General features: G+C 60.9%; 10 protein-coding genes. 7 read left to right on the top strand and 3 right to left on the bottom strand.

The genetic code is table 11. From position 1 onward, the window contains the following. Window positions 1–1236, top strand: a complete 1236-nt coding sequence (locus GYN08_RS05285) for an MFS transporter (RefSeq protein WP_166272964.1) — start codon at window positions 1–3, stop codon at window positions 1234–1236. A gap of 82 nt (window positions 1237–1318) precedes the next feature. Here GYN08_RS05285 and GYN08_RS05280 read toward each other — a convergent pair whose 3' ends face one another. Further along, window positions 1319–1900, bottom strand: coding sequence for a DUF4865 family protein (locus tag GYN08_RS05280; protein ID WP_166272963.1), 582 nt, complete (start codon window positions 1898–1900; stop codon window positions 1319–1321). 114 nt (window positions 1901–2014) lie between these two features. Here GYN08_RS05280 and GYN08_RS05275 point away from each other — a divergent pair, with 114 nt between their 5' ends. From GYN08_RS05275 to GYN08_RS05255, 5 genes are all read left to right on the top strand, one after another. Beyond that, on the top strand, window positions 2015–2962 hold the full coding sequence (locus GYN08_RS05275; RefSeq protein WP_166272962.1) for a LysR family transcriptional regulator: 948 nt from the start codon (window positions 2015–2017) through the stop codon (window positions 2960–2962). A 68-nt stretch (window positions 2963–3030) separates the two neighbouring features. Then, window positions 3031–4326 carry an arsenic transporter gene (locus GYN08_RS05270; RefSeq protein ID WP_166272961.1) on the top strand — a complete coding sequence of 432 codons (1296 nt, stop codon included), beginning with the start codon at window positions 3031–3033 and terminating at the stop codon, window positions 4324–4326. 211 nt (window positions 4327–4537) lie between these two features. After that, entirely contained in the window at window positions 4538–7339 is a 2802-nt protein-coding gene (locus tag GYN08_RS05265) for a sugar-binding domain-containing protein (RefSeq protein WP_166272960.1), read from the top strand. A 242-nt stretch (window positions 7340–7581) separates the two neighbouring features. Beyond that, complete coding sequence (locus GYN08_RS05260; protein WP_166272959.1) at window positions 7582–8052, top strand: carboxymuconolactone decarboxylase family protein; 471 nt, start codon at window positions 7582–7584, stop codon at window positions 8050–8052. Between the two features lie 17 nt (window positions 8053–8069). Further along, window positions 8070–9023, top strand: a complete 954-nt coding sequence (locus GYN08_RS05255) for a sigma-70 family RNA polymerase sigma factor (RefSeq protein ID WP_166272958.1) — start codon at window positions 8070–8072, stop codon at window positions 9021–9023. Window positions 9024–9258: 235 nt separating this feature from the next. Here GYN08_RS05255 and GYN08_RS05250 read toward each other — a convergent pair whose 3' ends face one another. After that, window positions 9259–11718 (bottom strand): molybdopterin-dependent oxidoreductase, encoded by a 2460-nt coding sequence (locus GYN08_RS05250; RefSeq protein ID WP_166272957.1) that lies wholly within the window; start codon window positions 11716–11718, stop codon window positions 9259–9261. Further along, window positions 11715–12146, bottom strand: a complete 432-nt coding sequence (locus GYN08_RS05245) for a hypothetical protein (RefSeq protein ID WP_166272956.1) — start codon at window positions 12144–12146, stop codon at window positions 11715–11717. The genes GYN08_RS05250 and GYN08_RS05245 overlap by 4 nt, the downstream gene beginning before the upstream one ends. Window positions 12147–12325: 179 nt before the next feature. Here GYN08_RS05245 and GYN08_RS05240 point away from each other — a divergent pair, with 179 nt between their 5' ends. Continuing rightward, the gene (locus GYN08_RS05240) at window positions 12326–12991 is read left to right on the top strand and encodes a GntR family transcriptional regulator (RefSeq protein WP_166272955.1); all 666 of its coding nucleotides are present in this window, start codon (window positions 12326–12328) and stop codon (window positions 12989–12991) included.

Below are 12991 nucleotides of genomic sequence, written 5' to 3'. Positions count from 1 at the left end.
ATGGCAACTTGGTTTCTGATCGTGATTTATTTGGCTTTTATCAGTCTCGGCCTGCCCGATTCGCTGCTGGGATCGGCTTGGCCGGTCATGCGTCCGGATCTCGGCGCGCCGCTGGAAGCGGCGGGCATGCTGGCGATGATCGTCGCGGGCGGCACCATCGTCTCGAGTCTGGCCAGCGGACGCCTGATCGCGAAGCTCGGCACGGGGATGATCACGATGGTCAGCTGTCTGATGACTGCCGCGGCGCTGCTGGGCTTCTCGTTCGCGCCGTCGGTCCTGTGGCTCGCGCTGCTCGCGATTCCGCTCGGTCTCGGCGCGGGAGCGGTCGACGCGGCGTTGAACCATTACGTCGCGACCCACTACGAAGCGCATCATATGAGCTGGCTGCACTGCTTCTGGGGCGTCGGCGCGACCGGCGGACCGCTGCTGATGTCTTATTTCATCAAGGAGCATGATTCCTGGAGAGCCGGATACACGGCCGTGGCGGTCGTGCAGTTCAGTCTGGTCATCATCCTGCTGGCGACTCTGCCGATGTGGAAAAAGGTCGCGGCGCTGCGAACGGCTTCCCGCTCACTGCAGAGCGCTGCCGATCCTGCGGGGCCGGCGGCGGAGACGCTTGCCGCGCCGGCCGGGGAATCCGCCGAGGAGAAGCCGGCCAAGCAGCCGCTGCGCATTCCCGGCGTCAAAATGTCGATGCTGGCGTTCCTGTTCTACTGCGGCGTCGAAACGACGGTCGGGCTGTGGGGCGCCAGCTATCTCGTAGGAGCGCGCGGAGTCGTGGCGGAAACGGCGGCCTGGTGGATCTCGCTCTATTACGGCGGCATCACGATCGGACGCCTGATTACCGGCTTTATCACGCTGAAAGTCAGCAATCGCGTCCTGATTCTGGCCGGCCAGTTCATCTCGGCCGCTGGAGCGCTTCTGCTGATGCTTCCGCTGCCCGACGTTACCGTGCTGGTCGGTTTCGTCCTGATCGGCCTGGGCTTCGCGCCGGTCTACCCGGGACTGATCCACGAGACGCCGCTCCGCTTCGGCCGGGCCAACTCGGCGAAGCTGATCGGCTACCAGATGGCCGTAGCCTATACCGGGACGACTTTCCTGCCGCCGCTGTTCGGCGTGCTCGCGTCATGGGCCGGCATCGGGCTGTTCCCGATCGTCACGCTGCTGCTCGTCGTGTTCATGCTGCTCAGTTCGGAGCAGGTGAACCGGGCGCTGAAGCGTTCGCGGACGGCTTGAGAAGCGTCAAGGCAATCTTCGGTCACTCAGCAAGCCCGATCCGGGAGACGGAAAGTTCGTCTGTCGGATCGGGCTTTTTAGATTACCGCGACAAATGCAGCACCTCGTACACCGTAACCCCATACCCATTCCCGTCTAACCGCCGATCCCGCTCAGCCTTATCTCCCCAACCCTCCGGCAGCGTCTCGTAAAAAGCGAATCGGCGGAACCCCCATTTATCCGGGTTGTACACCAGCGCTTCGCCCGCCGCGTTTCCGGCATCCGGCAGCTGCGCCGACAACCGTGCTCCGAACCCGGCGAGCGACCGTTCGCGCGGAATGCTGCCCGACACCTCGACGGTCCAGCGCGCGCGCGGGAAATCTTCGCCGGTCCGCACGGACAGCGGCACGCCGATGTTTACCTGCTGCCAGCCGAACGAGTCCAGAATGGCGTCGTAAGGACCGCCGAACAGAAATCGATTCATCCCTTCATGCTCGTTCCATAGATAGAAAGGCGCGTAGCGGTTGGCTTCGTTTCCGAATTTTCCTTTTTCCGAAATCAGATACGCTTTGAACGCCAAGCCGCGGAAGCCGTCGGTCTTGTATCCGTTCTGCTCCGCTCTCGTTCGAATGATCCGCATGTTATAATCGTCGGGAAGCGAAATGATGTACTGCATGGCAATCATGATGGATCTTCCTTTCCGCTGTCGATTTCTTCCGTTCTCAGCTTACAAGAGAAACGGCGGCGGCGGGTAACGATCGGAAATGAGAAGGGCATCATCGAAAGTGAGGGGAACACAATGGAATTGAACGATCTTCGCATCTTCCGCAGCGTGGCGAAGCACGGCTCGATGTCGAAAGCGGCGGCGGAGCTCGGCTACGTCCAATCGAACGTCACTTCGCGCATCCGGGCGCTGGAAGAAGAATTCGGCGTTCGGCTGCTGGATCGTTCGCCGCGCGGCGTGAGCTTGAGGCCCGAAGGAAAGCGTCTGCTGGATTACGCCCGCCGCATCGATGAATTGTTCGAACAGGCGAAGGCCGACCTGTCTTCCTCGGGACGGCGTCCGCTGCGGATCGGCGCTTCGCAGACGCTGACGGCCGCTTACCTGCAGCCTTTCCTGCGCGATCCGGACAGCGGAGCGGAGGTGTTCACCCGGCCGTTGGAACAGCTGTCGGTCATGCTGGACGGCGGCGAACTGGATCTGATTCTGGTCAACCGGGAACCGGAAGGAACGGGGCGGCGGGTAAAAATATTCGAGGCTGCCGAGCCGATCGGTTGGGCGGCCGCGGCGGCTGTCGGCAGAGCGGAAAACGGGAACGCGGCGCTTCCGCCAGGCCTTCCGGTGCTGGCGGCCCGCGATCCCCTCTGCCCGTACCGGCGGCAGACGCTGAACTGGCTCGCGGCAGAGGGTTCGCGGCGCCGGTTGATCGAAGCGGATACGCTGGACAGCCTGGCCGGCCTCGTCGAGAGCGGGCACGGCATCGCGCTGCTGCCGCGGAAACTGCATACGGCGCGCATGCGCGAAGCGGACATGCCGGGCTTCCGCGAAGAGCCGGTGTTCGTCGGCTGCTTCGCCGCGGCAGGGCTGCCGGCGTTCTGTCGGTCCGATATCGAAGAAGTCGCCCGAACGCTGAAGCGGCTGATTGAATCCGGCGCGAACGGTCCAATAACAACGGGGGGGAACCGCGTAAACAACGGCCAACGGCTTGCCCTCTTTTTGCTTGCTTCGTTTCGGCGAAGCGGCTAATCTATAAGAGTTTATTTCGATGCGAGAAGGCGGCCTTGCAGGCCGTCTTTATTACTGGAGGTTGACGTGTGTACGCTGCGCTGTGGGCTGTATTTATTTTTGTTCTGACGCTGTTTCTGGTCATTCGCCGTCCTTACGGCCTGCCGATCGGCTGGTCCGCCTGCGGGGGCGCGGCGCTCGCGCTGCTGACGGGCGTCGTCGGCCTGCAGGACGTTCGCGACGTGACCGACGTCGTCTGGAACGCGACGCTGGCCTTCGTGGCGATCATCCTGATCTCGCTCGTGCTCGACCGGGTCGGATTGTTCGAATGGGCGGCGCTGCACGTCGCGGGCGCGGCGAGAGGCAGCGGAATCCGGATGTTCGTTTATCTGATTCTGCTCGGAGCGGTCGTCGCGGCGCTGTTCGCCAACGACGGAGCCGCGCTGATCCTGACCCCGATCGTGCTGGCGATGGTGCGGGCGCTGAAGCTGGACGAGAAGCAGGTGTTTCCGTTCATCATCGCGGGCGGCTTCATCGCCGACACGACCTCGCTGCCGCTCCTGATCAGCAATTTGGTCAATATCGTGTCGGCGGATTATTTCGGCATCGGCTTCATGCGGTACGCGGCGGTCATGCTCGTGCCGAATCTGTTCGCGCTGGCGGCGAGCCTGGGCGTGCTGTATTTCTTTTTCCGCAAAAGCATTCCCCGAACCTTCGACGCCGCCGGGATCAAAGCGCCGTCCACGGCGATCCATGATCCCAAGCTGTTTCGCGTCTCGTGGGTCGTCGTCGTGCTGCTGCTGATCGGATATTTCGCGGGCGAGCTGGCGGGAATTCCGCTGTCGCTGACCGCAGGGGTCATCGCGATTCTGTTTCTGATCATGGCCCGGCGCAGTCCCGCGATCTCGGTTGCGGCGGTGATCAAGGAATCGCCGTGGTCGATCGTCTTTTTCTCCGTCGGCATGTACGTGGTAGTCTACGGCCTGCGCAACGCGGGACTGACCGACCTGCTGGCGGAAGGCATCCGGAGCTTCTCGCAGCACGGCTTGTTCGCGGCGACGATGGGAATGGGCTTCCTGAGCGCCGTGCTGTCGTCGGTCATGAACAACCTGCCGACGGTGCTGATCGGGGCGCTGGCGATCGATACGGCGGACGTCGGCGGCAGAATCCACGAAGCGCTGGTCTACGCGAACGTCATCGGCGCGGATCTCGGACCGAAGCTGACGCCGATCGGCTCGCTGGCGACGCTGCTGTGGCTGCACGTGCTGAACAACAAAGGCATTCGCGTCACGTGGGGCACGTATTTCAAGATCGGGGTCGTGCTGACGATTCCGACGCTGTTCATCACGCTGTTCGGACTTTATTTATGGCTGCTGATTCTCTGATCGATATAGGCAGAAACGGAAGGAAAGCGGCCGGAAGATCCTCGATTCCATAAGAATCGGGGATTTTTTCATATAAGAATATGGAATTGTACAGCGCTTCCGAAAGCGTTATAGTATTACAGGGAGACCGGAACGGACCGGCGAAGAAATTCAGGCGCGCTCCGTTTCCGGATATTAACGAAAACGCATTCAATAATCGGGAGTGATGACCATGTTGAACAAAATAGATCTGTCCGGAGTCTGGAAGCTGAGTCTGGACGAGGAGCAAAAAGGGCGTCCGAGCGCGTTCGAGGATACGATGGAACTGCCGGGTACCACGTCGCACGCACGCAAAGGCAAGCGCAGCGAAGAGAAGCTGACCGGCTCGCTGACGGACGAATACAAGTTCGAAGGTTCCGCCTGGTTCGCCAGAGAGATCGAGGTGACGAACGAACTTGCGGAGCGCGCCGTATTCCTGCATCTGGAACGTACGCGGATGACGACGGTCTGGCTGAACGGCGAAGAGATCGGCAGCCGCGACAGCCTGAACGCGCCGCATGTCTACGACCTGACGGGCAGGCTGCGTCCGGGCACGGCAGAGCTGACGATTCGCGTCGATAACGTCGGCTATCCGACGAAGGGCGGGCATATGACGTCGCCGGATACGCAGACCAACTGGAACGGCATCACGGGAGCCGTCGAGCTGCGGGTGTACGGAGAGTCCCGCCTTGAAGAGCTGCGCACGTATCCGAACGTCGGGGAGAAAAGCGTCCGGATTACCGCCGGCGTGGAAGGCGCCGCGGCCGCGAAACTGCGCGTCTCCGCGGAGAGCTTCAACGGCGAAGGATTCCATGCGCCGGAGCCGGCCGAGTTCGCGCTGAACGGATCGAACGTCGACGTGACGTATCCGCTCGGCGAAGAAGCCCGTCCGTGGAGCGAATGGTCGCCGGAACTGTACCGGTTGAAGCTGGAACTGCTGGACGCGGACGGCGAAGCGGTCGATACGACCGAGAGCGTATTCGGTCTGCGCGAGTTCCGGCCGGCCGGCGACAAGTTCGAGATCAACGGGCAGCGGACGTTCCTGCGCGGCAAGCACGACGGACTCATTTTCCCGCTGACCGGCTATGCGCCGACAAGCGTCGACGAATGGGTGAGAGTGCTGAACATCTCCAAATCGTACGGCATGAACCATTACCGTTTCCATACCGCCTGCCCGCCGGAAGCGGCGTTCGCCGCGGCGGACATGCTGGGGATCTACATGGAGCCGGAGCTGCCGTTCTGGGGCACCGTGACGGTACCGGGCGACGAGAACCATGATCAGGCGGAGCAGGATTATCTGATCTCGGAAGGTTATGAGATTCTGAAGGCTTTCGGCAATCATCCGTCGTTCGTCATGTTCTCGCTCGGCAACGAGCTGTGGGGCAGCCGGGAGAAGATCGACTCCATCCTGAAAGGATACAAAGAGTTCGACGATCGTCCGCTGTACACGCAGGGTTCGAACAATCACCAATGGGTGCCGGAACTGCTGGAGCACGACGACTTCTTCTGCGGCGTGCGCTTTACGCGCGAACGCCGGTTCCGCGGCTCGTACGCGATGTGCGACGCGCCGCAGGGCCATATCCAGGTCGATCCGCCGAGCACGCTGACCGATTACGACGAAGCGATCTACCCTTCGCAGGTTCAAGCGGGAGACGGGGAAGAAGGCGGCACGAAGCAGATCCAGATCCAGTACGGCACGGAGATGAAAACGGTGGAAGGAGACGGCGGGGGAGATTGGGTATCGCCGCTTCCGGTTCTGTCGCACGAGATCGGACAATACGCGACATACCCGGATTTCCGCGAGATCGACAAATACACCGGTTCGCTGAAAGCGGAGAATTTCAAGATTTTCAAGCAGCGTCTGGAGGAAAAAGGACTCGGCCATCTGGCGCGGGCCTACTTCGAAAATTCGGGCAAGCTGGCGATGGAGAACTATAAAGAAGAACTGGAAGCGGCGCTGCGTTCGCGCAAATTGGCGGGCTTTCAACTCCTCGATCTGCAGGACTTCAGCGGGCAGGGTACGGCTCTTGTCGGCGCGCTCGACGCGTTCATGGATTCCAAAGGCTTGATTACGGAGGAAGACTGGCGTTCGTTCTGCGACAATGCGGTGCTGCTGGCGAGATTCCCGTCGTATAACCTCGTCGGCGGGGATACGTTCCGGGCGGCCGTCGAGCTAAGCTGGTTCCGGCAGGAAGCGCCGGGCGCGCTGGAAGTAAGCTGGTCGCTGCGTTCCGGCAGCGAAAAAATGGGCGAAGGCGTCATTGCGGCCGAAGTGACGGCGAACGGCGATCTGTTCGAACTGGGCGGCATCGAGCTGGCGCTGCCGAACGTCGACGCGATGCAAAAAGTCGAACTGACGCTTCGTTTGAACGGCACGGACGTGTACAAGAATTACGATCTGTGGATCTATCCGGCGAACGCGGCCGCCGACTTCGGCGGCGTGCAGGTGTTCGAGAGCCTGACGGACGAAGCGAAAGCGCTGCTGGCACAAGGGGGCAAAGTGCTGCTGATGCCGAACGTCTCCGCGCTGGAAAATTCGATCGAAGGCACTTACGCGGCGGACTTCTGGTGCTTCCCGATGTTCCGTTCGATCTCGGAAAGCATGGACCGCAAAATTCCGGTCGGCACGCACGGCCTGCTGATCCGCCCCGAGCATCCGGCGCTGAGCGAATTCCCGAGCGAAACGCATTCGACGTACGCCTGGTGGAACGTCGTCATGAATTCGCGTTCGATCATTCTCGACGGCACGCCGTCCGAATGGGAGCCGATCGTGCAGACGATCGACAACTTCGAGCGCAACCACAAGCTGGGCCTGCTGTTCGAATGCAGGACGGGCGGCGGCAGCCTGCTTGTCTGCGCCGTCGACGCGGACGCGGCCGGAGAGTCGCCGGACGGCCGCCAGTTCCTGAGCAGCGTGCTGAACTATGCGCGGTCGGAGAAATTCGCGCCGACGTTCGAGATCGCGCTGGAGCAGCTGGAGCGGATGATCCGCTAATTATTTATTGAAAATCTCTAAAAATCTCTAAAAAGCGTTAAGAAGCGCGGGAAGCGGAAGGTTAAATGCGCGGACGCGGCCTGACGCCGGGAAGATTCCTAAAGGAACTTCCCGGCGTCTTTTTTGCGCATCCGCAAAAAAAGGCTGCGAATCGGGACAGGGGCTGTCACAAAACGACGGGGCGGTTTGTCTCATGGACAGCGGCGCTCGACGCGCCCATCTGCTCCTGAGGAGGAATTAAAATGAATGCCGTACATGCTCAGCCTCATCTTCGTTTGAATCATCGCAAGGCGAATCCCGAAGCGTTCCGCACTATGCTGGCGCTGGAGAAGTTTATCGGCGGAAGCGGCCTGGACAAGTCCTTGGTCGAACTGCTCAAGACGCGCGTCTCGCAGCTCAACGGCTGCGCCTACTGCGTCGCCGCCCATGCGGCGGACCTGCGCGCTCTCGGCGATTACGAGGAACAGCTGCTGCTGCTCGCCGTCTGGCGCGATTCGCCGGTGTTCACGAAACGCGAACGCGCGGCGCTGGAGCTTGCGGAGTGTCTGGTCGACATCGGCGAGCGCGGCGTGCCGGACCCTGTATACGAAGGGGCGCGCCAATACTTCGGCGAAGCGGAGTATGTCGATCTGGTTATGGTCGTCAACACGATCAATGCCTGGAACCGGATCTCGATCTCGACAGGGATGTATCCCGGCGTTAAGCTGGAGTAAAAAAAGGAGGACTGCCTATGCGAACGGAGACAGGCCGGGAAGAAACGCGGGCACCGGATATACCGGGCACGGAAGATTCCGACGACATCGGCAGGCTTTACCGCCGTTATCGCAAATATGCGTTCGCGATCGCTTACCGGATGCTGGGATCGGCGGCGGACGCGGAAGATATCGTGCAGGACGTGTTCGCCGAGCTGTCGCGCAGAATGCCGGCGATGCCGGATCATCCCAAGTCTGACATCGCCCGCTCCGCCGTCAATCGCAGCCTCAATCTGCTGAACTCCGCGCGCGGCCGGCGCGAACGGTATGTCGGGGATTGGCTGCCGGAGCCGGTCGGAGAGGCGGCCCTCGGCCCCGAAGAGTCGGCGGTACGCGGCGACGCGCTTTCGTTCGCTTACATGGTCATGCTGGAACGGTTGACTCCCGCCGAACGCGCGGTTTTCGTTTTGCGGGAAGCGTTCGGCTTCGGATACGATGAGATCGCCGGCATGGTCGGCAGGTCGGAGAGCGCCTTAAGGCAGAACTTAAGCCGCGCGAAACGCAAGCTTAAGCCTGCGGAAGGGGAGACGCGGCTTGCGCCGATTCAAGCGGAGGAAGAAACGGCGAAGGAGCGGACGGAGCTGCTGCGCCGCTTCGAACGGGCATTCGCCGCGTACGATATCGACGGCGTGCTGAATCTGCTCGGCGACCGTCCGGTGCTGACCGCCGACGGCGGGGGAGCGCGCATTCGCACGATCGTTCGGCCGATGGAAGGCAGAAAAGGCGTATGCGCGCTGCTGACTTCCCGCCGGATTTTCAAGGAAGCGCGAAGCTGGGCCGCCTCCGTCGAATCCGTGAACGGCGAACCGCAGCTGGTGTACCGTGAGGGCGGAGAAGCCCGGATGGCGATCATGCCGTATACGGAGCCGGATTCGGCATTGATCGACCGGATTTATGTGGTGATCGGGCCGGAGAAGCTGGGCCGAATTTAACGGCAGGCGGCTATGCGAGGCGGAAAACGAGCAGCAGTGACGACAAAACCGAAGCAAAAGCCAAATCCGAAGCAAAAGCCAAATCCGAAGCAAAAGCCAAATCCAAAGCTGGATCCAAAGCCAAAAGCCCGCGACCTTTCGAGAAAGGTCGCGGGCTTTTTGTGCGGCGTCATTCGGGCGGCGCGAAGGCTTGTTCCTCCCCCGCCGCCTCCTTGAGAACGGTCGATCTTAGGGCTTATTGTTCGTCTTTCTCCTCGATCGGCGTCTTTTTGAAATCCGTTCGCTGCGGCGTATACGGTTGGATCGGCGCGTTCATGACCGAGATCGGCACTTCGAGCTGCTGCCCGATCTGGATGCCGTAAGGGGTCTCCATACGGTTGACTTTCAACAGGTCGTCCACGCTCATGCTGTACTGCTCGGCGATATAGCCGAGCGTTTCGCCGCTGGCGACGAGATGCTGGCGGCGCAGCTTCTCGATCCGGCAGGCCGACTGCTTGAACGTCGGCTGCTTGGACAGCGGATCGACGAAGTCCGCCGTCAGGTCGTTGGCGGCCTGGTTGCTCTCCCAGCTGCCGAAGTGGAACGGCACGAAGATCAGTCCGCGCTGCACGGCGTCGCCGATCTTCGCCGGCACTTCGATCCAGCCGCGCGGCGACGTGATGCGGATAACTTCGCCTTCGACGATCCCGTGTTCGCGGGCGTCGTCTTCGTGCAGCTCCGCGTAGCCGTGCGGAGCGGCGGCCTGCAGATAGGGCGAGCGCCCCGTCTTGGTGCGCGTATGCCAGTGCCAGACGAGCCGGCCGGTCGTCAGCCACATCGGGAAGTCGCCGCCGGGCTGCTCGGACGGCGGGTTGTAGCGGGTCGCGTGCAGAATCGCGCGTCCGTCGGCTTTTTTGTCCGCGTATTCGTCGTGCGTCAGGGCGCGGCCCGTGAATTGGTCTTTCGAATAGCTCTGGGCGTAGTCCGCGGAGGTATGGAACTTCAGATCCTCGTAGAGGCGGACCGTGCCTTCCGGCCGCTCGGCCGTAACCGGCCAGCGAAGGCCGTTATGGGCTTCCAGCTTGTCGTAGGTGATGCCGGTCATGTCGCACGGACGGCCGCGCGACACTTCTTTCCATTCTTCGAACGCTTCCTCGGGCGCAGAGTAGCGAATCAGCGGATTCCCGTCCTTGTCCCGGAAGTCCATCCGCTTGGCGAAGTCGAGCAGAATGTCCAGGTCCGTGCGCACGCCCTCCGGCGGCTCGACCGCTTTGCGCAGCAGATTGATCGTCCGGTCGGCATTTTCCATCGTGCCCGTTTTTTCTCCCCACATGGCGGCGGGGAGGACCACGTCGGCGACTTTGGACGTCTCCGTCAGGAAATGGTCCTGCATGATGAAAAATACTTTTTTGAGAGCCGATTCGGCCCGCTTGCGGTTCGGAAGGGAAACGAGCGGATTGGTGCCGATATTCCAGAACACGTCGATTTGATCCTGCTCGATCATTTCCAGCTGCTCCTCGATGCCTTTCTCGGGACCGGCGGGCAGCATTGAGACGTCGACGTTCCACAGCTTCGCCATTTCTTCGAGATGCTGCGGATTCATCGGGTTGCGGTGCGCGGGATAGGTGCCGACGCCGCCTGCCGTCCGGTTGGCCGAGGAGCTCGGCTGGCCCGCCATATGCAGCGGTCCGGAACCGGGCTTGCCGATCAATCCGCGCACGAGGTGGATGTTGTTGATCGCTACGCAGGCGGTCGTCGCGTCCGCGCTCTGGAAAGCGCCCTGCAGCGTCGTCGAAACGAGCGAAGGGGTCTCAGACAAGATGCGCGCGGCCTCCTTCAACGTCTCGTCAGGGATGCCGGTGACTTCCGAAGTGCGTTCCGCCGTCCATTCCTCCAGAGCGCCGGACATTTCTTCGAAGCCGATCGTATGCTGACGGATGAAATCCTCGTCCGCGGCGCCGTTTTGCAAAATCATGTTCAAAAGGCCGTTCAGCAGCGGCACGTTGGTGCCCGGGCGCAGCTGCAGATGCAGATCGGCGCCGCGCACGGTCAGCGTTTTGCGCGGGTCGACGGCGATGATGTAAGGTTTGCCCGTACGCGCTTTGCGGTCCATGATGCGCTCGTGCAGCACCGTGCCCGTTTCCGCGACGTTATGTCCGAACAGCATGAGCGTCTCGGTCTCGTCGACGTCGTCATAGGAAGCCGGCGTGCCGTCCGCTCCGAACGACTGCAGCAGGCAGAATTCGGTCGTGGCGGTGCAGAGCCGGGTATTGGCGTCGAGCAGATGCGTGCCGAGTCCGGCTCTGCCGATCTTAGCGATCGTATAATAGTCTTCAAGGAAGGCCTGCCCGGTCGAATAAACGGAGATGCTGTTCGGGCCTTTGTCGTTCAGCGCTTCTTTCATTTTGGACACGATCAGATTCATCGCTTCGTCCCAGGAAGCCGGGACCAGTTCGCCGAGCTCGTTGCGGATCAGAGGGGAGAGAAGGCGGTCGGGGCTGTTGTTCGCCTGCCACTGGTTTTCGCCTTTCGGGCCGAGCCGTCCGCGGTTGATCGGATGCTTGCCGTTGCCGCGGATGCCGACGATTTTTTCGTCCTTGACGGCAATCTCGCAGCCGCATCCGATCGAGCAGAGGTTGCAGGTGCTGTAGACCCAGCGGTCGACTTCGCCCTGGCTGTAGACGTTCATGTCGATGCGTTCGTTTTGCCAGCTCATCGTACGCCTCCTTTTTGCGGCCGGTACAGCGCGGGTACGACGTATTTGCTCGATTCCTCGCCGTACGTTTCTTCGATTTCGACCGCCGCTTTTTTCAGCGTTTCTTTGATTCCCGGGAAACGGTTCTCCAGCTTGGCCGCTTCCTCCGAATCCTGGTGGTCCATCCAGTCGACCGCGCGCATCCAGGCCCGGAACGTCGATTCGACGATTTCGTCGTTCAAATAAACGATCGAACAGTCTTTTTTGAAATCGGCCAGGTCCGGATTGTCCTGTTTCAATACCGGGAGCAGCCGGTTCAGCGCTTCCTTCTCATCCTGCAGCGACGTACGGAACAGAACGACGAGCGGATGACTCATGTTTTCCGTTTCATCCAGAGTTGCTTCGACTTCGCCGAGCACATCGGCAAATAAGTCATGCAGCCTGCTCATAGAATGCCTCCTCTTTATGGGTCTGCGGTTATGCTCAAGGTTACATACCCGTTGAGGGCTTTTCGTTAACACGCGAAAAGATCGGGAAAACAATCGACCGCTCCCCATTGCTTTCGGCATACGTATGCGATATATTGCATGTAAACAATTTGCATGTGGGCCAAGAAGGAGGTCAGCCGTTGCCGATTCCCCAAAATTTCGTGAAACCTGCAAGAATTTCGGCCAAAGAGAGGGCATTCGATCAAATTCAGCGCTGGATTATCGACGGGACGCTGCAGCCGGGCGAAAAGCTGCTCGAAGCGGAACTGAGCGAATCGCTCGGAGTCAGCCGGACGCCGATCCGCGAAGCTTTTCAACTGCTGGAGGTGAGAGGGCTTGTGGCCGCTTACCCGGGACGCGAGACGAGGGTGACGATGATCGGGAAAGAAGATATTTTCAAGCTGTATTCGACCCTGGCGGCGCTGCATGCGCTGGCGGCGGAAGTGGCGGCTCCGATCGTCAGCGCGGAACAGATCGAACGCTTGAAAGATTTGAACGCCGAATTCGAGCGGGCGGTCGGAAGCGGCCAACCTTACCGGGCGATGGAGGCGGACGAGCAGTTTCACAATTTGATCGTCGAGCTGTCGGACAACCCGTATACGGCAAGCTTCAGCGATTCGCTCCAAGTGCATATCCGGCGCTTCAAATACGTATTTTTGAAGCAGCCGATCGAGTCGACGCAGGCCTCGGTCGACGAACATCTGCAAATTATCGAAGCCTTCCAAGATCGAAACGCCGAACGTGCGCGCGAAGCGATGAAGAGCAATCTGATACGCCCGATGCGCGAGCTGGAACATCTGCTTTAA

This window comes from Saccharibacillus alkalitolerans, from assembly GCF_011090185.1.
GTDB classification, from domain to species: Bacteria; Bacillota; Bacilli; order Paenibacillales; family Paenibacillaceae; genus Saccharibacillus; species Saccharibacillus alkalitolerans.
This window is presented reverse-complemented; position numbering and strand designations above follow the sequence as displayed.

Coding starts and splice junctions, on each gene's coding strand:
- GYN08_RS05260 (WP_166272959.1), top strand. CDS start 7,582: ATGAATGCCGTACATGCTCAGCCTCATCTTCGTTTGAATCATCGCAAG.
- GYN08_RS05265 (WP_166272960.1), top strand. CDS start 4,538: ATGTTGAACAAAATAGATCTGTCCGGAGTCTGGAAGCTGAGTCTGGAC.
- GYN08_RS05285 (WP_166272964.1), top strand. CDS start 1: ATGGCAACTTGGTTTCTGATCGTGATTTATTTGGCTTTTATCAGTCTC.
- GYN08_RS05275 (WP_166272962.1), top strand. CDS start 2,015: ATGGAATTGAACGATCTTCGCATCTTCCGCAGCGTGGCGAAGCACGGC.
- GYN08_RS05245 (WP_166272956.1), bottom strand. CDS start 12,146: ATGAGCAGGCTGCATGACTTATTTGCCGATGTGCTCGGCGAAGTCGAA.
- GYN08_RS05255 (WP_166272958.1), top strand. CDS start 8,070: ATGCGAACGGAGACAGGCCGGGAAGAAACGCGGGCACCGGATATACCG.
- GYN08_RS05280 (WP_166272963.1), bottom strand. CDS start 1,900: ATGATTGCCATGCAGTACATCATTTCGCTTCCCGACGATTATAACATG.
- GYN08_RS05250 (WP_166272957.1), bottom strand. CDS start 11,718: ATGAGCTGGCAAAACGAACGCATCGACATGAACGTCTACAGCCAGGGC.